Here is a 19,790-nt window from a genome sequence, read left to right as displayed (position 1 = left end):
TTTGCGTGATAAATAGAAAAATAAGAAAATTAAATCTTCTTATATTTGAGTACGCAAAGTGAGCTACCCAAATCAAAATATTTCATTTTTCCAATTTGATTTAGATAAATAGATGAAAACTTTCGAAATGAAGGAGGAATTATTTAGCGCTCATAGAAAGCAGTTTGTATGATTTCTAAAATGTAAATGTTAGTTTTCAATATGGATAAAGAGATAAATCTGTTTTCCATAAAAAGGAGGCCTCATGTGATGGCAGAAACGACGAAACAGGACGAATTATTGCTGAAAAACGACGGTGAGGGGATCGAGTATTACGAATTCCCCGCCTCGTTCGCGCAAAATCGGATGTGGCTGATCAACCAGATGAACGAGGACAGCGGGATGTACAACATGCCGACTGCCGTTCGCTTTGAAGGGTCTCTGAATGTGGATGCGTTGACAAAGAGCTTGCAGGAGATCATCGACCGCCACGAGACGTTGCGCACGACGTTTGTGATGGATGATGGCGAGCTGTTCCAGGTGATCGCTTCGGAGGCGCGCGTGCGCATTCCGATGCTCGACTTGCAACACCTCACAGCGAAGGAGCAACAGGAGAAGGTGGCGGAGCTGTCCAGAGTGGAAGCGAACGCGCCGTTCGACCTCGAAAAAGGGCCGCTGTTGCGCAGCACGCTGCTCAAGCTCGGGGATCAGGAGCATGTGCTCCTCTTCGTCAAGCATCACATCATCTCGGACGGCATGTCGATGGCGGTGATGATCGGCGAGCTGGCGGCGCTCTACGAAGCGTTCCTCGACGGCAGACCGTCACCGCTTCCGCCGCTGAACATCCAATATGCGGACTACGCGTCGTGGCAGCGGGATTGGTTTTCCGGCGCGGTCTATGAGAAGCACATGCAATACTGGCGGGAGCAGCTCGGCGTGGAGATCGCGCCCTTGCAGTTGCCGCTCGACCGCCCGCGCCCAGCTGTGGCCAGCCCCGATGGCGGGCGCGTGCTGGTGCACATGCCGCCACACCTGATGGAACGGCTGAACGAGCTGACCAAGCAGTTTAAAGGCTCGACGCTGTTCATGACGATGCTCGCCGCCTACAAGGCGTTTTTGTATCGCTACACCGGCCAGGATGATCTCGCGGTCGGAACGCCGATCGCCGGGCGCAAGCAGCCGGGCATCGAGCACATGATCGGATTTTTCGTCAACACGCTGGTGCTTCGCACCGACCTGTCTGACGATCCGACGTTCCGCGAACTGCTCGACCGCGTGCGCCAAGTGACGCTCGACGCTTACACCTACCAGGAGATGCCGTTTGAAAAGCTGGTCGAGGAGCTGAAGCCGGACCGCAATGTCAGCAACCCGTTCTTCCAGACGATGTTCGTCGTGCAAAACGTTTCGATGCCGACGCTCACCCTGCGCGATGTGAAGCTCTCAACGATCGAGGTGCAGCGCGACTCGGCGAAGTTTGACCTGATGTTCACCCTCGACCATAAGGAAGGGGAGCCGGTTATGGTCGCCGAGTACAGCAAAGACCTGTTCGAGCGAGCGACGATCGAGCGGATGCTCAAACATTATCTGCGCCTGTTGGAAGGGGTCGTGAACAACCCGGATGTGGCGATCTCCAAGCTTCCGATGCTCAGCGCTGAGGAGCAGTATGATCTGACCCACGGCTGCAACCAGACGAAGCGCGATTTCCCGACCGATCAGCTGGTGCATCAGCTGTTCGAAGCGCGCGCAGCTGCCAACCCGGATGCGATCGCGATCCAGTATGAAGAGGAGCAGATGACCTATCGCGAGTTGAACGAGCGGGCCAACCAGCTGGCACACCTGCTGAAGCAAGATGGAGTCGGCCCGGAGTCGGTCGTCGGCATCTATCTGGAGCGCTCGCCGAACATGATCGTCGCCCTGCTCTCGATCTTAAAGGCGGGCGGTGCGTTCGTCGCGTTCGATCCGGCGTTCCCGAAAGATCGCATCGGCTTTATGATGGAAGATTCGGAAGTGCCGGTCATTCTGACCCAAGAGTCGCTCGCCGATCTGTTGCCGGAGCACAACGCCCGCGTGTTCCGCCTCGATGCGCAGTGGGGCGATGTTGCGAACAACAGCCGTTCGAACTTGCCGAACGAGGCGACGCTGGAAAACTTGGTCTACCTGATCTTTACGTCCGGCTCGACCGGGCGCTCAAAAGGCGTGCAGGTCGAACATCGCAACCTGCTCAACTACCTGTATGCGATCGAGGAAGTGGCACAGCTTGGCGATGGGGCGAGCTATGGCAACGTGTCGACGCTGTCGGCCGACGTAGGTCACACGGCGATCTTCCCGGCGCTCTGCCGCGGGGGCACGCTGCACATCATCGCACAGGATCGGCTGACCGACCCAGATCTGATGGCCGAATACTTTGAGAAGCATCCGGTCGACTGCCTGAAGATCGTGCCGACCCACTTGGCGGCGCTGATGGCGACACAGCCGCTGAAAGTATTGCCGCTGAAAGGGGCGGTCGTCGGCGGGGAGACGCTGCGCTGGGACATGATCGAGCGCGTCGAGCAATACAGGGATGATGTCTGGCTGATCAACCACTATGGGCCGACTGAGGTCACGATCGCAGGCGTCGTCTACAAGGTGGAAAAAGAGCAGGCGATGCGCCAGACGGTCACCGTGCCGCTCGGGCGACCGCTCGGCAATGTGCAGGTCTATGTCTTGGACAAACATCTGCAACCTGTGCCCTATGGGGTGGCAGGCGAGGTGTATTTTGGCGGGGCCGGGATCACGCGCGGCTATATCAAGCGACCCGATCTGACGGCAGAGCGCTATTTGCAAGACCCGTTCCAGCCTGATCCGAATGCGCGCTTCTATCGGACAGGCGACTTGGCAAAACGCCATCCGGATGGGCGCTTGGAGTTCTTGACCCGCGCAGACACGCAGGTGAAGATTCGCGGGTACCGCGTCGAGCTCGGCGAGGTGGAGACGGTGATCGGTCAACATCCGCTGGTCAAGGAGAACGTGGTGATGGCGCGGGAAGATGTTCCGGGCGATCGCCGCTTGGTCGCCTACCTGGTCAAAAACGAAGGGGTCGAAGGCGGCACGTCCGATGTGCGCAACTACCTGAAGGAGATCTTGCCCGACTACATGGTTCCGGCTGTGTTCGTCTATCTGGACGCGATTCCGCTCACCGCAAACGGCAAGATCGATCGCCGCATTCTGCCCGCTCCCGAGGCGGAGATGATGGAGCAAAACGAGTACATCGCGCCATCGACAGAGTTCGAAGAGCGAATCGCAAGCATCTGGGAGGAAGTCCTCCACGTCGAGCGGGTGAGCGTCAAGGACAACTTTTTCGACCTCGGCGGCCACTCGCTGATGGTGACGCAGGTCGTCTCCCGCGTGAACAAGGAGTTCGGGGTCAAAATGCCGCTGCGCATGCTGTTCGAAGCGCCGACCGTCACCGACCTCGCGCTGCGCGCAGAGGCGTTGCTCCATGAGAATGTGGCGCCTTCTGCCGCAGAAGCGCCGATCGAAGCGGTTGCTCGCGAGACCAAGATTCCGCTGTCGTTCTCGCAACAGCGCCTGTGGGTGTTGGAGCAGCTGATCCCAGGGCTGACCGCCTACAACATCCCCTACGCGGTGCGCCTGACCGGAGAGCTGCACCACGATAAGTTTGAACGTGCGCTCAACGAGATGATCAAGCGCCACGAATCGTTCCGCACCACGTTCTCCGACGGTGCGGGCGAGCCGGAGCAGGTGATTCATCAGGCGGAGTGGACGCCGCTTCCGATCGTCGATCTTCAACATCTGCACGGGGACGCGCGGGAAGCGGAAGTCTCCCGTCTGGTGACAGCCGAAAATGATACGCCGTTCGACCTGCGCAAAGGGCCGCTGATCCGCTATCAGCTGCTCAAGCTGTCCGAGCGGGAGCACGTCATGCTGCTCACCCTGCATCACATCATCTCCGACGGCTGGTCGCGCGGGATCTTGACCCGCGAACTGACCCAGATGTACGACAGCCTGATGAGCGGCAACGAGCCGAGCTTGCCACCGCTACCTTTGCAATATGCAGATTTTGCTGTCTGGCAGCGGAAGTTTTTGCAGGAGGAGCTCGGCGAGCATCTCGACTACTGGAGAGAGGCGCTCGGCGGCGACCTGCCTCCGCTGCAGCTGCCGACCGACCGCCAGCGCCCTGCGATGCAGACGCACAAAGGGTCGCACATCAGGTTCCGCCTGCCCCGAGAGGTGAGCGACAAGCTGATCGCGATCAGCCAACAGCAAGGTGCTACCCTGTTCATGACCCTGCTGGCAGCGTTCAATTCGCTGATGATGCACTACACGGGTCAGGAAGACTTTGCGGTCGGCACACCGATCGCCAACCGCAATCGTCAGGACACCGAATCGATCATCGGCTTCTTCGTCAACACGCTGGCACTGCGAGCCGATCTGTCGGGCAACCCGACGTTCCTCGAACTGATCGGTCGCGCCAAAGAGACGGCGCTCGGCGCGTATGCGCATCAGGACATGCCGTTTGAAAGGATCGTCGAAGAGCTGGAAACGGATCGCGATCTCAGCCGTTCGCCGCTGTTCCAAGTGCTGTTCGGCCTGCAAAACTTCCAGCAGAGCAAAGTGGAGATCGCAGGTCTCACCTTCGATCCGGTCGAGGATTCGGGAACGACCTCCAAGTTCGACCTGTCGCTCTTGATGTCAGAAGATCTGGAAGGCGCTGTCGGAGGCACGTTCGAATACAACACCGACCTGTTTGACGCGGAGACGATCGAGCGGATGATCGCACACTTCGAGACGCTCGTGACGGCGCTCGCCGCCGATCCGGAGCGGCGCGTTGGCGACCTGTCCCTGCTGACCGAAGCGGAGCGCGTGCAGGTGGTCGATCTGTGGAATCGCACGGCGACCGACTATCCGAAAGATCGCTCGATGCAACAGCTGTTCGAGGAGCAGGTGGCAGCGACGCCAGATGCGGTGGCGCTGGTCTATGGCGGCTCGTGGCTGACCTACCGCCAGCTGAACGAGCGCTCCAACCAGATCGCCCACTATCTGCAAGAGCTGGGCGTCGGCCCCGATGTGCTCGTCGGCCTGTGCATCGATCGCTCGCTGGAGATGATCATCGCGCTCCTCGGCATCATCAAGGCGGGCGGTGCGTACGTGCCGATCGATTCGAACTATCCGCAAGATCGCATCGCCTACATGTTGGAGGACACGCAGGTACCGGTGCTGATCACGCAGTCTTCGCTCGCAGATAAATTGCCGGCGCAAGGCGCGAAAGTGATCTGCCTCGACCGTGACTGGCTTTCTTTCGCCGGAAAGAGCACCGACAATCCTGCTTGCACGACCACGCAGGACAACTTGGCCTATGTGATCTACACGTCCGGTTCGACCGGTCGCCCGAAAGGGGTGGTCGTGCCACAGCGCGGTGTCGTGCGCTTGGTCAAGAACACCAACTACATGCCGTTTACAGCCGATCAGGTATTTTTGCAGGCGGCCACCTTCTCGTTTGACGTGGCGACCTTTGACATCTGGGGTCCGTTGCTCAACGGTGCCAAATTGGCGCTGCTGCCAGCCGGACAGCCTTCGCTGGAAGATATGGGGCGCTCGATCCAAGCGTACGGCGTCACCGTGCTCTGGTTGACGGCAGGCCTGTTCCACCAGATGGTCGAGTACCGAATGGAAGACCTGAAAGGCATTCGATACCTGCTGGCAGGCGGCGATGTGCTCTCGGTGCCCCATGTGAAGAGAGTGCTCCACGAGCTGCCAAACGTCACGATGATCAACGGATACGGCCCGACCGAAAACACCACCTTCACCTCCTGTCACACGATGACGAGCGAGGCGGATGTGGGCAGCACGGTGTCGATCGGACGTCCGATCGCCAACACGACCGCCTACGTGTTGAACCGCCACCTGCAGCCGGTGCCGGTCGGCGTGCCTGGCGAGCTGCTGACAGGCGGCGACGGTCTGGCGAACGGCTATCTGAATCGCCCGGAGCTGACCGCAGAGAAGTTTGTCGAGACGCCGTTTGGGCGCCTGTACAGAACGGGCGACCTGGTGCGCTGGCTGGCAGACGGAACGCTTGAGTTTATGGGTCGCATCGACCAACAGGTGAAAATTCGCGGCTTCCGCATCGAGATCGGCGAGATCGAGACGGTGCTCGGCCATCTGCCAGGCGTTCGTCAATGCGTGGTGGTGGCACAGGAAGCGAGCGGCGACAAGCGATTGGTCGGATATGTGGTGCCAGAGCAGGGGATCACGCTGCAGGAAGAGGAGCTCAGAACCTCGCTCCGCAAGCATCTGCCCGATTACATGCTTCCCTCGTTCCTCGTCTTGCTTGAGGAATTGCCGCTGTCGCCAAACGGCAAAGTGGATCGCAAAAAGCTGCCGTCGCCAGAAGGCGCGCTGAACAAGCGCAACGACTATGTCGCGCCGCGCACCCCCGAAGAGGAAAAGGTGGCGCAGATCTTTGCCGAAGTGTTGCGCCTTGAAAAGGTGGGCATTCATGACAACTTCTTTGCGCTCGGTGGACACTCGCTGATGGCGACACAGGTGGTCTCCCGCATCTCGGAGGAGTATGGAGTGGGCGTGCCGCTGCGCATCCTGTTTGAAAGTCCGACCGTCGCCGAATTTACGGCGGAGTTGCTGCAGGCGCGGGAGCAGGGGACGCTGGATGGCACTGAGGTTCATGAGATCCAGCGCCTGACTCGCCAAGCGAAAGCGCCGGAGATCACAGCCGTCCCGCGCCGTCGCGGTTCGAATCGCCAGGCGGAGCAAGCGCCAGCGCCAGCACCGAAGCAGACGCATACCAACTCGCCCCATGTGGAACCGCTGACGCAGGCGGTGCACCTGGAAGCGATGGAGCGGGCGGTGCAAGACCTGTTCGCTCAACATGAGGTGCTGCGCACCGTGCTGACCGGCGGAGACGAAGCGCTGGAGAAGCGCGTGCAGGAGCTGCGCTGGAACCCGCTGCAGGTGATCTACCTGATCGGACTTGCCGAGCAGGAGATCGAGGCGAAAGTGCAGGAGATCCTGCAGGCGGAGCACAGCAAGCCGCTCGACCCGGAGAAGGAGACGGTGCGATTCTACCTGATCCAAAAGGCGGAAGAGCAGTTTGTGATCGTGCTGAATCTGCATCCGGTGCTTGCCAAAGAGGTCTCGATGGCCGAGCTGGTCAAAGAGCTGCTCGCGATGTATGAAGCGTATCAGCAAAAAACGACCGTCTAATCCAGCCGGATCAAAAATGAAGAAGCCAGCTCTCTGAACGAAGAGAGCTGGCTTTTTTGAGCAAATCTGACGGGGAGTAAATCAGAACATTGAGAGCAGGGTGATGCAGAGCGCGCCAAGGAAGAGGAGGATCATCCAGACGGCGAGCAGTCCATCCCGACTATATCGATAGCGGGCGATGATCAGCAGCAGATAGCCGAAAAAAAACGGTACGCCGATCATTAGGGCAAAATAAAGGTACATCATATCCATCTCGCGCAACGTCAATTTCATATAGAGGAGACAGACGATGTAGATCCCGATAAGCACCCCATAAGTCCAGAGAGGTTTTTTCATGACCGGGCTCCTTCCGTATCATGTGATACATGAATTGATGCGTGCTGAATCTACAATGTTGTTCTCATCTCGCCAATCATAAGTCGATCATCAAAAAAGCGAAGAGCGAGGGGAAGCCCTCGCTCTTCGCTCTTTCTATACCCGACATCAGCCGCGCTGTTTCTCGATCAGCTCGCCGATGCCGCGAATGCCCTGTTGGATCTGCTCATGCGTGGCATTGGAGAAGTTGAGGCGCATCGCATGCTTGCCCATCTCGCTTCCTTCTGTCGCGAACGCTTGGCCGGGGAAGAAGGCGACGCCCTTTTGCTCGACCGCATCGCGCAGCAGTGTGGGCACATCGACAAACTCGGGCAACCGCGCCCAGATGAACATGCCGTTCGAAGGTTTCTCCACTTGGCACTCTGCCGGGAAGTGTTCGGCGATCGCCTGCAACATCGTGTCGCGGCGCGCCCCGTATTCGCGGCGCAACAGCTCAAGATGGCCGGTGAGCAACCCCGCTTCCATGTAGGCGGCGACAGAATGCTGGCTCCAGTTGGCCGTGTTGATGTCATACGACTCTTTGACGATCGACAGCTTGTCCATCAGCTCTTCCGGCACGATCATCCAGCCGATGCGCACGCCCGGTGCGAGAATCTTGGAGAAGGAGCCGACATAGAACACCCACTCGCTCTCCAGCGCTTTGAGCGGCGGAAGCGAGACATCTTCGTAGGAGAGGAAGCCATAGGGATCATCCTCGATCACCGGCACTCCGTACGTGCGAGCGAGCTGTGCCAGCTTCTCGCGCTTCTCCATGCTCATCGACGCGCCGAGCGGGTTGTGCCCGTCGGTGATGCAATAGATGCAGGCGGGGCGCTTGCCAGACGCGAGCAGCTTCTCCACCGCGTCCACATCCATCCCGGTCTGCGGGTCGGTCGGGACGGTGAGCAGCTCCGGTGCGAACGGCTCTAATACTTGCAGAAACCCGGTGTAGGTGATCTCCTCGGTCAGCACCTGACCGCCCGGCTCCAGCAAAAGGCGTGCCAAAATGTTGATCCCCTGCTGCGCGCCGGTGGTCAAAAAGATCTGCTCGGCTGTGCAGGTGATGCCGCGCCGCTTCATCAGCTCGACGATCGATGATTTGAGGGTGTGCGCAATCGATGCGGGCCCGTACTGCAAGCTGCTCGGCTTCTCCCGCAAAACTTTTCCCGACATTTCGGCGAACGCCTCGCGCGGGAACAGCTCTTGGTTGGGCAGTCCGAGGCCAAACGAGATCAGGCCCGGACGCGCGGTGAGCGCGAGCATGTCCTGCATCGGAGAGGGCGCTGCCTGCTGGGCCCAATTCGCAAGGCGAAGCGTGGTACCATTCTTGGTCGTTGTCATGATCAGTTCATCTCCTCTGGGTGCTTATAGGTTGCCGCGCTTCTCCTGTTCGCGTTCGACCGCCTCAAACAAGGCGCGGATGTTGCCGTTGCCAAACCCGTTCGATCCTTTGCGCTGGATGATCTCAAAGAACATCGTCGGACGATCTTGCATCGGCTGCGAGAAGATTTGCAACAGATAGCCTTCATCATCGCGATCGACGAGGATGTTCAAGCGGTTCAGCTCGTCGATCGGCTCCTCGATCGATCCGACTCGGTTGGGGAGCAGCTCATAGTACGCGTCTGGCGTGTACAGGAAGCGGATGCCGTTTTGCTGCAGGTTTTCCACCGCCTGCAAAATGTTGTCCGTCTCCAGCGCTACGTGCTGAACGCCCGCGCCGAGGTTGTAGTCGATAAACTCCTGCACTTGCGACTTCTTCTTCCCGGGCGCCGGTTCGACGATCGGCAGCTTGATCCGATGGTTGCCGTTGCGCAGCGCCTTGGTCATCAGCGAGGAGGAGTCGGAGGAGACATCATCTTTCTTAAACTCTTTGATCAGCGTAAAGCCGAAAACGCGCTCGTAATAGTCGGTCCACTCGTCCATCTTCTCCACGTTGATCGCCAGGTGGTCGATGCGGGTGATCGCCGTGTCGATCGCCGGCTCCTCTTCTTCGACCGGTTGGAAGCCGGGCAGGAAAGCGCCTTGATATTCGGAGCGTTCGATCAGCGTGTGCACCGTATCGCCAAACGTGCCGATCACCGCTTTTTTGACCAAGCCGAACTCGTCCGTCTCTTCAAACGGTTCGCAGATCGGAATCCCGCCGCGCTCCACCGCTTTACGGTAGGTCTCCTCCACGTTTTGCACGCGCAGGGCGATGTCTTTGACCGCATCGCCATGCTTGTTCACAAATTTGGCGATCGGATGGTCGGGGGTGAAGGTGCCGGTGATCACAAAGCGGATGTCCCCTTTTTCGACCACGTAGGACACGCGGTCGCGGCATCCGGTCTCCAGCCCTTTATAGGCGGTCACCTTCATGCCGAACAGCTTGCAATAGTAAAAGACAGCCTGTTTCGCATTGCCGGAGTAGACCTCAAGGTAGTCGATGTCCTCGACTGGCAAAATGTCGTGCTTCGCTTCCAAAGACTGTTTCTGTTGGGTGATCATGCGTTTCATCCTCCTTCAGTAGATGATCGTTGTTTATAGAAAAATTTTACCTGGGTTTAAAATATCGTTCGGGTCGAACACGCTCTTAATCGCGCGCATCAGCAGAACGGCAGACTCACCATGTTCGTTCGTCAGATATTTCGCTTTCCCAAGCCCGATGCCATGCTCGCCGGTGCAAGTGCCACCGCGTTCGAGGGCGAAGCGGACGATCTCGGCGTTGACATGGCTCGCTCGGTTCATGTCTGTCTCATCTTCCGGATCGACGACGAGCACCGCGTGATAGTTGCCATCGCCAACATGTCCCAAGATCGCGCCATCGAGGCCGTTTTCGTCGATCAGGCGGCGCGCTTCGACGATCGCATCGGAGAGCACCGACAGGGGGACGCACACGTCGGTGGTCATCAGCTTCTTGCCAGGCTGGCTCGCCGAAAAGGCGAATGCCGCATCGTGGCGCGCTGCCCAGAGCCGCGTGCGCACCGCTTGATCGGTGTCGAACTCAAGCTCGGTGCACCCCTCCTCGGTCAAGATCTCCTTGGCGAGCATAAAGGAGCTGTCGACAGTCGAACGGCTGCCGCTAAATTCGAGAAAGAGTGTCGGCGCTTCTGAGAAGTCTGTCTCTTTAAACGCGTTGACCACTTTGACGGTGTGTTCATCGACCAGCTCCACCCGATCGAGCGTCAGGCCGCACATCATCATGCCCATCGCCGCATGGGTGGCTGTCCCCACATCGGGGAAGACGGCTCGCACAGCCAGCACGTGCTCGGGGATGCCGTAGACGCGCAGGATCAGCTCGGTGAAAGTGCCGAGCGTGCCTTCCGATCCGACGAACAGCCCGGTCAGGTTGTAGCCGGCAGAGGACTTGGAGGCCATGCCCCCTGTGTGGATGATCGAGCCGTCTGCGGTGACGACAGTAAGCCCGAGCACGTTGTCGCGCATCGTGCCAAAGCGAACGGCAGTCGTGCCCGATGCGTTGGTAGCTGCCATCCCGCCAAGCGTGGCGTCAGCGCCAGGGTCGACCGGGAAGAACAGCCCGTATTCTTTGAGGTGTTGGTTCAGTTGCATGCGGGTGACGCCAGGCTGGACGCGCACCAGAAAATCTTCAGGGCGAACCTCCAACACAGCGTTCATCTGTGTCAAATCCATCGAGATTCCGCCTTTGACCGGCACGACTTGTCCTTCGACCGACGAGCCGATGCCGAAGGGAACGACCGGAATCCCATTCTGGTTCGCGTAGTGGAGCACGCGGCTAACCTCTTCAGTAGTCGAGGGGAAGACGACAGCGTCAGGCGTGACTCCGGGGTGATAGGACGTGACGTCCTTGCTGTGATGTTCCAGAACGGTTGTGTTCACCGACACCTGCTCTTGCTTGGGCAAGATCGTCCTCAGCGCTTCTATGAAGGTCAAATCAAACAACTCCTGTATCGCTTATTCTTGAATCTCCGTTAACCCGTTATCAAATCGAAGCGTTAATTAAATATTAGGACTGAGGGTATTGAAATCAGAGATACTAATTCTCTTGTCGTCATCTTGTGCTGATAGTGTTGAATAGAATTGTAGTTGATTGTCTGGTTAATCTGTTTGAGTATGTATACAGAATTTTATTCTCTATTCTTACATTATTGATTATTGGGTGTGTAAGAAGCAAGATTATTTATGAAAATTCCTCGGAAATTTCGCATTTAATTAAATCTGAGATGAAAAAAAGACCTTCACACTAAGAGTGAAGGTCTTTTTTCTTAAACCAGAGCTGGCGATAGTCCACCCATCCTTGTGAGTTGAGGGAGACACCGTGCAGAAATCGGGGGGTGCTGATCGTGATCCGATTGCGATAGAGCGGCAAGATCACCTTTTGCTCAAGCAGCTCAGATTCCAGCGCTTGCAAGCGCCGGTGACGCTCCTCACCGCTTGCGATCTGCAGCAGTGCGGAGATCGTCTCGGCGGTGAGCTGGCGCAGTTGCTTGCTGAGGTGAGGATAGATGAAGAAGCTCGGAGTCCGCAGCAGGTCGAGGTAGGACAGCTCCAGATGGTCGATGACGGTGGCGCCGTCCAAGCACATGTCCGCCTCGCCGATGCGCTCCGAACGGATCATCTCTCGCGCATCCAACAGCTTGAACTGCAGGTCGATCCCGAACTCTTGGCACCTCTGCTGCATCCAGACGCAGTCTTCGCGGTGATCTTCGTCCGGCATGGTGATGAGAGATAGCGTCCGGCCATCATAGCCGCTTTCGGCGAGCAGGGCGGTAATGAGCGGGCGGTCGGGAGGTGCGATCTCCTCCGCCGTGTCCTCCAAGCTCTGGTCGAAGCGGCTGGCCAGAGCGAAGCGAGCGCCGCCGAGGTCGGAGATCATCTGTCGCCTGTCCAGCAGGAGGGTGAGAGCTTCGCGGAAGGCCGGATGCTGCAGCGGCCCCGGCTTGTTCAGGTTCATCGTCAGCAGCTGAAACGATCGCTCCACCTGGTGGATGGTGTTCCAGTTGGCGGCGCCGCCGGTGTAGCGAATGTCATACTCGTTACTCGATGCGGGCAGGTCGAGGTCTGGCAACACCCAGATTTCGATGCGGTCGAGGAAGGGGCGCTCGCGGAAATAGGGAGCAAACGCTTGCAGCACGAGCATCGCCTCGTCGTTGCGGACGATTTTAAACGGCCCGCTGCCGACGGGCAGGCGGGCAAAATCGGCACCGATCTCGGTGAAATACTCCTGCGGGAGGACCGCCGCTCGCGGGTCGCTTAAGATGTGCAGAAAGAGATGGTTGGGCGCCCGCAGTTTCAGATGGAGGATCTGCTCGCTGTGCACAGTGATTTCCTCCAGATCGGCAAACATCCATGCGTACAGCGAGTCTGTCTGCAGGCGATGCAAGGTGAAGGCGACATCGTCTGCGGTCAGCTGGGTGCCGTTGTGAAAGAGCACCCCTTTGCGCAGAAAGAACGTGTATTCGGTCGCATCTGCGCTCACCTCCCAGTCATGGGCGAGATGAGGACAGATGGTGGCGGTCGATGCGTCGTAGGTGACCAGCGTGTCGAAGAGATGTTTGACCAGATGCCATTCGGAGCGCAACCACGCATGCGCGGGGTCGAGCTGGAACAGCGGGCGCGAGTGCGTGATGCGCAGCGTGTCGACCGCTCTCCCCTCTCGCGCTTCCACATGGTAGCCGAAATGGGAGCTGAGCCATGTTTGAAACCGGCTCGGCAGGGCGGGAAAATCGTCGCGGTACGATTCTACCAACGCGCTGGCCGCAGGCAGATCCCCTTTTTGAACCAGCTCGATGGCGAGCGAGTAGAGCAGGTCGTCAGGCGCAATCTGCAAGGTAAGCAGCGATCTGTTGCCGCGTCCGCGCCCAGGCTGCCAGTGCACCCAGTTGTGCTCGGCGAGCTTTTTGAGCACCAGCTTGGCGTTGCGAGCTGTGCAGCAGAGGATGTTCGCCACCTCTTCGAGGGGAATCGGCAGCTGCTGACCGACCGGAGTCTTCTGTGCGAGGCGGATATAATGATCGGCAAGTTGCATCTGCACAGCTCCTTCTCATTTTTGAAAATCTTACTCCTTTTTTCCGGCGAGTGCCAGTGCGCGGACGGGCGATGATCAGAAAAGGGGAAAGCGGAGCACCAGAACTTCTGCCCTTTTTCCCCTGCACAGATCCGTTTAGGATGGAGGGAAGTAAAAAGGGGGGAGATCGCATGTATCGCACTTTGTTAAAACAGGGGCTATCCGCTCAAAAAGGGCGGGTGGCATTTCTTTTTTGTTTGCTGATCGGAGGTGCGTTGATCCAGATCGGAAGCCCCCTGCTGTTGCGGGAGTATATCGATCAGGCGAGCGCAGGCGGAGCGCTTTCTGCGCTCTACATGGCGGGCGCGATGTATTTGCTGCTGATGATCGTCAAACAGGCGGTGCAACTGCTCGGCACCTACGCGTCGGAGCAGATCGGCTGGTCGGCGACCAACCGGCTGCGCAGCCTGCTGTTTGCACACGGGCTCAAGCTTCACATGGGGTGGCATCAGCAGAAGACGTCAGGCGAGATGATGGAGCGCGTCGATGGTGATGTGACGGCGCTGGCCAACTTTTTCTCGCGGTTTGTGTTGCATGTGGCCGGCAACGTGCTGCTGCTCGTCGGGATGGTGGCGGTGATGTTTACGGTCGACCTGTGGGCGGGATTGGCGTTTCTGCTGTTTGTCGGCGGCGCGCTGTGGGTGCTCAATCGCGTCCGTGAGATCGCGGTGCCGCACTGGATGGCCGCGCGGCAGAGCAGCGCAGAGTTTCATGGGTTTGTCGGGGAGCGGTTGAACGGCCTGGAGGAGATCAAGGCGAACGGAGCGGGTCAGCATGTGCTGCGCCAGTTTTTTGCGCAGATGTACGGGCTGTTCACCAAAGAGCGGACCGCCTATGTCCGCGGTCGCGCCCTGTGGCCGATGACGGTCGCGCTGTTTGCGGTCGGCTATCTGATCGTGTTCGTGCTGGGGAGCGTTCTGTTCAAGGCGGGGACGATCACGCTGGGGACGTTCTACCTGATGTTCGCCTATATTGAGCTCGTCCGCGGGCCGCTCGATCAGATCACCGAGGAACTGCAAGATTTTCAGAAGGCGGCTGCCAGTGTCAAGCGCGTGGGCGAACTGCTCGGGGTGCAGAGCAAAGAGGTGGATCAGGGGCGGTGCGATCTGCCGAGCGGGATGCTCTCCGTCTCGTTTGAACAGGTGGAGTTTGGCTATGGAGAGACGCCCGTCTTGCGCGATGTGTCGTTTGCGCTGCAGCCGGGGAAGGTGCTCGGTGTGCTCGGGCGCACCGGCAGCGGCAAGACGTCGCTGACCCGCCTGCTGCTCCGCTTGCACGATCCGAAGCGCGGTCGGGTGCAGATCGGGGGGCTGGACGTGCGAGAGGTGCCGCTGGCAAAGCTTCGCCAGCAGGTCGGCATGGTGACGCAGGAGGTGCGGCTGTTTCGCGGGACGGTGCGGGAGAATGCGACGCTTTTCGATGCGAGCGTGGCGGACGAGCAGATTGTGGAAGTGCTGACGGAGCTCGGGCTGGGCGAATGGCTCTCCCGATTGCCGAATGGGTTGGATACGCTGCTTGAGTCGGGCGGCGGGCTGTCGGCAGGCCAGGCGCAGTTGCTCTCGTTTGCTCGCGTGTTCTTGCGCAATCCAGGGCTGGTGATCTTAGATGAGGCGTCCTCGCGGCTTGATCCGGCGACGGAGCGCTTGATCGAGCGGGCGGTGCGCAAGCTGCTGCAGGGCAGGACGGCGATCGTGATCGCCCATCGGCTGGAGACGCTTCAGCTGGTCGATGAGGTGCTGATCTTAGCGGACGGGCAGGTGGTCGAGCATGGCGCTCGCGAGGCGCTGCAGGCGGAGCCGAGCTCCATGCTCTGGCAGCTGCAGCACACGGAGCAGGAAGCGACTCTGAGCTGACCGCTACCGGTACGAGGGCGGAACGGCGAGCGGTTCTGTTCGCTGCGCCTGCGCTCGCCAGGGCGGTTCAGAAAGCGGATGGAGACAAGGAGGGATGGCGATGGCCATTTGGACGATGGTTGGCAAGCTGGTGCGGTTTCGGCTTGGGTGGTACCTGTTGGACGTGTTGCTGTGGACGGGGATCTTTGGACTTCCCTTGCTGACCGGGTGGGTGGTGAAGGTGCTGTTCGATTCGATCAGCGGCGGAGCTGCTGTTACGGCAAGCTCGTGGGGGCTGATCACCGTGCTGGTGATGACGCTCTTGCTGCGGGCCGGGACGCTGGTGGTCGGTTTTTATGTCGATTTTACGATGCTGTCTTCAGTCGGGGCGCTGCTCAGGCGCAACCTGATCAAGCGCCTGTTGCAAAAGCCGGGGGCGCATGCGCTTCCGAAGACGTCAGGCGATGCGCTGATGCGCCTGCGCGACGATGTGGAGGAGATCGCCGGTTTTGCCTCGTGGACGGCCGATCTGGTGTACAAGCCGCTGCTCTTCATCGGCGCGCTGGTCGTGCTGTTCCTGATCGACAGCACGATGACGCTGCTGGTCTGCGTGCCGCTGCTGGCGCTGATCGGAGCGACCCGCTTGGTCAACCTCAAGGTCGAGCGCTATCGCCAAGCCAGGCAGGAGGCGGCCGGCCGAGTCGCAGGATTTGCGGCCGAGTCGTTCGAGTCGGTCAGCGCGATCAAGGTGGCCGGAGCGGAGGAGCGGGCGACAGCGCGGTTTGAGCGATTGAACGAAGAGCGGGCGAAGGCGGCGGTGAAAGAGAGGCTGTTTGCCGATCTGCTCGGCTCGATGTTTGAAAACACGGTCGGCATCGGCACGGGGATCATCCTGCTCGTCGCCGCCCGATCGATGAGCACGGGGAGCTTTTCGGTAGGCGATCTGGCGCTGTTCATCTTCTATCTCGACTGGCTGGGACACATGACCCATTTTTTTGGTCGGATGATCGCGCGGACGAAGCAGGCGGAAGTGTCGATGCATCGGCTGGAAGAGCTGCATGGGGCGGGGGCGGATCAACTGGTCGCACCTGGCGCTATCTATCTGGATGGAACGCTGCCTCCCGCTGTCGAGGCAGTGCGGCGCACCGATGCGGATCGCTTGGAGGTGTTGGACGCGGTCGGGTTGACCTTTCGCTATCCGAGCTCAGGGCGCGGTGTGGAAGGGGTGAACCTAAAGCTTGCGCGCGGCAGTGTGACGGTGGTCACAGGGCGCGTCGGAGCGGGCAAGACGACGCTGGTGCGGGCGCTGCTCGGGCTGTTGCCGCGGACGGGCGAAGTGCGCTGGAACGGCGTGCCGGTGGCGGAGATCGCGCCGCCGCGAGCTGCCTACACTGCACAGGTGCCGCAGCTGTTCGGGGGGACGTTGCAGGACAACCTGCTGCTCGGCAGGCCAGCGGAGGCGGCCGAGCTGGACGAGGCGGTGCGCGCTGCCGTCTTGGAGCGGGAGATCATGGCGATGGAGCGCGGGCTGCAGACCGAGATCGGAACGCGAGGTGTCAAGCTTTCCGGCGGGCAGGTCCAGCGGGTGGCAGCTGCGCGGATGTTTGTGCGCCAGGCGGAACTGCTGGTGTTTGACGACCTTTCCTCGGCGCTCGATGTGGAGACGGAGAGCAGACTGTGGGAGCGGCTCTTCGCACGGCGCGATGTGACCTGCCTGATCGTTTCACACCGCCCTGCGGTGCTTCGGCGAGCCGATAAGATCATCCTGCTCTCCGAGGGGCGCGTCGAAGCGGAAGGGACGCTTGACGAGCTGCTGGCGAGCTCAGAGGAGATGCGACAATTGTGGAATGAAAAAAGTCCGGGCTGAGCAGCCCGGACTTTTGATCGTGTGTTGCTGTGGATCGACTCGCTACCAAGTGCGCAGTGCAGGCGAGCTTGGCGGCGGGTTTTGAATGATGTCGTAGATCGGATACCCGTAGGCGAGCAGGATCAGCAGTGCGGCGATCCCGATCCACAGCTTCCAGTTTTCAAGAATCTTCGGAGTCGGAGTAGCATCGTCTTCCGCTTCGGCGATCGGGTATTCCACCTGTCCTTTCGGAGCGAACCACATCAGGTAGACGAAGATCCCGATCATCAGCAGACCGCCGATGAAGAGCAGTGCGCCGCCGAATGCCATCAGCTTGTAGTACGGCACCCAGGAGAGCGCAGTCGCGTTGTCCATGTAGGTGGTGTAGTCGGTGCGGCGCGGCGCTCCGAGCAGGCCCATGTAGTGCATCGCGCCAGACATCATCAGCATGCCGACCGACCAGATCAGCGTCTGCAGGATGCCCAGACGGTTGACCCACTTGGTCAGCGTGCGCCCGGTCAGCGCAGGAACGAGCCAGTAGGTGAGGCCGAAGAAGGTCAGCACGACAGAGGTGGCGACCGTCAGATGGAAGTGACCGACGACCCAGAGCGTGTTGTGAATGACCGCATTCAGCTGGTTGGAAGCGTTGATGATGCCGCCGATGCCAGCCGGAATGAACATCAGCATCCCGACCATCGGAGCGAAGAAGCGAACATCTTTCCACGGCAGCTTGGTAAACCAGCCGAACAGCCCTTTGGCACCGAGGCGACGACCCGATGTTTCAAAGACGGCAAACATCGAGAAGGCGGTGAGCAGAGACGGAACGACGACGGCGAGCGTCAGGATGACGTGGACAAACTTCCAACTTGAAGAGATGCCCGGCTCCATCAGCTGATGGTGAAAGCCGACCGGGATCGAAAACAGCACGAGCAGGATGAACGCCAGACGTGCCAGCGAGTCGGAGAACACTTTGCCGCCGATGATCTTCGGGATGCAGACATACCAAGCGATATAGGCGGGCATCAGCCAGAAGTAGACCAGCGGATGACCAAAATACCAGAACAGCATCCGAGAGAGCAATACGTTGACGTCTGCCACCCAGCCGAACGACCAGGGGATCAGCTGGAACAGCACTTCAGATGCAACGCCGAGCGTTGCGATAAACCAGAGCGTCATCGTCGCGACCGACATGAAGGTGAACAGCGGAGACGCTTTGCCTGGATTGTTTTTGCGGTAGCGGATATACGCTGCGATCATCCCGATGCCCGCGGCCCAAGAGCCGACGACGAGCAGCGCCGCGCCGACATAGAACCAAGGGGAAGCTTGCATCGGAGCATAGAAGGTATACATGACAGATGCGTCGTTGAGCACGATGGTGGCGACGCTCATCGCGGTGCCGAAGAACATCATCGCCCAGCCGATCCAGCCCGCCTTGAACGAAAAATCGCTCAGGCCGCCAGTCGTTTTGGAGATGCCCGAATAGAGGAAGCCGATGATAAAGAAGGTGGTAAAGATAAGTCCCATCAACACGCCGTGTGCGGTCAGGATCTGATAGTAGTTGACCCAATCGGGCAACTCGATCACTCCGCCGCGGACCAAGCCTTGCAAAAGCCCGGCGAGAGCGGCGATGCCAAATGCGAGAAACGCGACTGTCAGATAGGCCAAGCTCATCTTGGCATCGCGCTTCGGAATTGCTGTCGTCGTCATGATTCATCACATCCTTCTCTGCTACTTGACGATCAGTTTTGCCATCATCATGTGGTGGCCCGCGCCGCAGTACTCGTTGCAGATGATCATGTAATCACCAGGCTTGTTAAACGTGGTGGTCGCGGTGTTGACATGGCCGGGAACGACCATCATGTTCACGTTGGTGCCCGGGATGGCAAAGCCGTGAATGACATCTTTGGAGGTGGTGCGGAAAGTGACTTCTGCGCCGAGCGGAATCTCCTGTTCGCCAGGCGCGTACCCGAACGTGAAGGCGGGCATGTTCAGCTCGTACTTGTTTTCGCCAACTTTGACCAGACCGGGCTTGTCAAAGGGCGCTGTCTGATCGACCATCGCAGGCGCCACTTCATTGAGGTCGCTCGGCGGGTGATGACCGTGTGAAAACGCGTTGATCGCCAGAATGATGATAAATGCGATCAAGGTGAGACCGCCGAACGCCAACCAGATCTTTTCGAATTTATGCAAGTGCATCTGAGATTGAACCTCCTCTCAACTATTCCTCCAGCAGCTCATTGCCGCTCTACGAAGAGGAAAAATATGCTCAGCCAACTGATGATGATGAGTGCGCCTAAAATCATGACCGATACAAACGTACCGCGCAGTGAAGTTTCCGCCTCCACCTTTCGCGTCGTCTGCTGTTGAACTTCTGCATCCGTTCGCTTTGGCACTTGGGCCATCTGTGCTTCCTCCCTTCTCACAACAGTCACGAAGATCAGATAAAACGGAACTCATACTTTGAGTATAGGGGGCGTGAGCGGATGCGAGTATCGGGGAACTCCCCGATCAATCGACAGGAGATTCCCTGAAAACAAAA

At 59.0% G+C, this 19,790-nt stretch carries 11 protein-coding genes; 3 read left to right on the top strand and 8 right to left on the bottom strand.

Annotation, left to right across the window (positions count from 1 at the left end; all coding sequences use genetic code 11):
- Nucleotides 1-249 precede the first annotated feature (249 nt).
- Nucleotides 250-7,197: an amino acid adenylation domain-containing protein gene (locus ACFSOY_RS07905; RefSeq protein WP_386045436.1), complete on the top strand. Its 6,948-nt coding sequence runs from the start codon at nucleotides 250-252 to the stop codon at nucleotides 7,195-7,197.
- Nucleotides 7,198-7,278: 81 nt separating this feature from the next.
- Here ACFSOY_RS07905 and ACFSOY_RS07900 read toward each other — a convergent pair whose 3' ends face one another.
- The 5 genes from ACFSOY_RS07900 to ACFSOY_RS07880 form a co-directional block, all read right to left on the bottom strand.
- Nucleotides 7,279-7,533: a hypothetical protein gene (locus ACFSOY_RS07900; protein WP_386045434.1), complete on the bottom strand. Its 255-nt coding sequence runs from the start codon at nucleotides 7,531-7,533 to the stop codon at nucleotides 7,279-7,281.
- 147 nt (nucleotides 7,534-7,680) lie between these two features.
- Complete coding sequence (locus ACFSOY_RS07895; protein ID WP_386045432.1) at nucleotides 7,681-8,892, bottom strand: aminotransferase-like domain-containing protein; 1,212 nt, start codon at nucleotides 8,890-8,892, stop codon at nucleotides 7,681-7,683.
- Between the two features lie 24 nt (nucleotides 8,893-8,916).
- A complete protein-coding gene (gene hppD, locus ACFSOY_RS07890; protein WP_386045431.1) occupies nucleotides 8,917-10,035 on the bottom strand; it encodes a 4-hydroxyphenylpyruvate dioxygenase in 1,119 nt (372 codons plus the stop codon).
- Nucleotides 10,036-10,068: 33 nt separating this feature from the next.
- Nucleotides 10,069-11,439: an FAD-binding oxidoreductase gene (locus ACFSOY_RS07885; RefSeq protein ID WP_386045429.1), complete on the bottom strand. Its 1,371-nt coding sequence runs from the start codon at nucleotides 11,437-11,439 to the stop codon at nucleotides 10,069-10,071.
- 310 nt (nucleotides 11,440-11,749) lie between these two features.
- A complete protein-coding gene (locus ACFSOY_RS07880; RefSeq protein WP_386045427.1) occupies nucleotides 11,750-13,534 on the bottom strand; it encodes an SgrR family transcriptional regulator in 1,785 nt (594 codons plus the stop codon).
- A gap of 170 nt (nucleotides 13,535-13,704) precedes the next feature.
- Between ACFSOY_RS07880 and ACFSOY_RS07875 the strand changes: the two genes are divergently transcribed.
- Together ACFSOY_RS07875 and ACFSOY_RS07870 are read left to right on the top strand one after the other, a co-directional pair.
- Nucleotides 13,705-15,426 carry an ABC transporter ATP-binding protein gene (locus ACFSOY_RS07875; RefSeq protein ID WP_386045426.1) on the top strand — a complete coding sequence of 574 codons (1,722 nt, stop codon included), beginning with the start codon at nucleotides 13,705-13,707 and terminating at the stop codon, nucleotides 15,424-15,426.
- A 100-nt stretch (nucleotides 15,427-15,526) separates the two neighbouring features.
- Nucleotides 15,527-17,272, top strand: coding sequence for an ABC transporter ATP-binding protein (locus ACFSOY_RS07870; protein WP_386045424.1), 1,746 nt, complete (start codon nucleotides 15,527-15,529; stop codon nucleotides 17,270-17,272).
- A 42-nt stretch (nucleotides 17,273-17,314) separates the two neighbouring features.
- Here the strand turns inward: ACFSOY_RS07870 and ACFSOY_RS07865 are convergent, their stop codons facing one another.
- The 3 genes from ACFSOY_RS07865 to ACFSOY_RS07855 are packed head-to-tail and all read right to left on the bottom strand — an operon-like array spanning nucleotide 17,315 to nucleotide 19,653.
- A complete protein-coding gene (locus ACFSOY_RS07865; RefSeq protein ID WP_386045422.1) occupies nucleotides 17,315-18,958 on the bottom strand; it encodes a b(o/a)3-type cytochrome-c oxidase subunit 1 in 1,644 nt (547 codons plus the stop codon).
- A gap of 21 nt (nucleotides 18,959-18,979) precedes the next feature.
- Entirely contained in the window at nucleotides 18,980-19,447 is a 468-nt protein-coding gene (locus ACFSOY_RS07860) for a cytochrome c oxidase subunit II (RefSeq protein WP_386045420.1), read from the bottom strand.
- A gap of 38 nt (nucleotides 19,448-19,485) precedes the next feature.
- Nucleotides 19,486-19,653 (bottom strand): cytochrome c oxidase subunit 2A, encoded by a 168-nt coding sequence (locus ACFSOY_RS07855; protein ID WP_386045418.1) that lies wholly within the window; start codon nucleotides 19,651-19,653, stop codon nucleotides 19,486-19,488.
- Nucleotides 19,654-19,790: the final 137 nt, after the last annotated feature.

Source organism: Tumebacillus lipolyticus (assembly GCF_042682745.1).
Classification (GTDB): Bacteria; Bacillota; Bacilli; order Tumebacillales; family Tumebacillaceae; genus Tumebacillus_A; species Tumebacillus_A lipolyticus.
Note: the sequence above shows the minus strand (reverse complement) of the source record. Positions and strands in the feature narration are given on the sequence as shown.

What these genes read in the sequence shown, in the direction of transcription:
- ACFSOY_RS07895 (WP_386045432.1), bottom strand. Translation starts at nt 8,892, where the DNA reads ATGACAACGACCAAGAATGGTACCACGCTTCGCCTTGCGAATTGGGCC.
- ACFSOY_RS07900 (WP_386045434.1), bottom strand. Translation starts at nt 7,533, where the DNA reads ATGAAAAAACCTCTCTGGACTTATGGGGTGCTTATCGGGATCTACATC.
- ACFSOY_RS07860 (WP_386045420.1), bottom strand. Translation starts at nt 19,447, where the DNA reads ATGCACTTGCATAAATTCGAAAAGATCTGGTTGGCGTTCGGCGGTCTC.
- ACFSOY_RS07870 (WP_386045424.1), top strand. Translation starts at nt 15,527, where the DNA reads ATGGCCATTTGGACGATGGTTGGCAAGCTGGTGCGGTTTCGGCTTGGG.
- hppD (WP_386045431.1), bottom strand. Translation starts at nt 10,035, where the DNA reads ATGATCACCCAACAGAAACAGTCTTTGGAAGCGAAGCACGACATTTTG.
- ACFSOY_RS07865 (WP_386045422.1), bottom strand. Translation starts at nt 18,958, where the DNA reads ATGACGACGACAGCAATTCCGAAGCGCGATGCCAAGATGAGCTTGGCC.
- ACFSOY_RS07880 (WP_386045427.1), bottom strand. Translation starts at nt 13,534, where the DNA reads ATGCAACTTGCCGATCATTATATCCGCCTCGCACAGAAGACTCCGGTC.
- ACFSOY_RS07855 (WP_386045418.1), bottom strand. Translation starts at nt 19,653, where the DNA reads ATGGCCCAAGTGCCAAAGCGAACGGATGCAGAAGTTCAACAGCAGACG.
- ACFSOY_RS07875 (WP_386045426.1), top strand. Translation starts at nt 13,705, where the DNA reads ATGTATCGCACTTTGTTAAAACAGGGGCTATCCGCTCAAAAAGGGCGG.
- ACFSOY_RS07905 (WP_386045436.1), top strand. Translation starts at nt 250, where the DNA reads ATGGCAGAAACGACGAAACAGGACGAATTATTGCTGAAAAACGACGGT.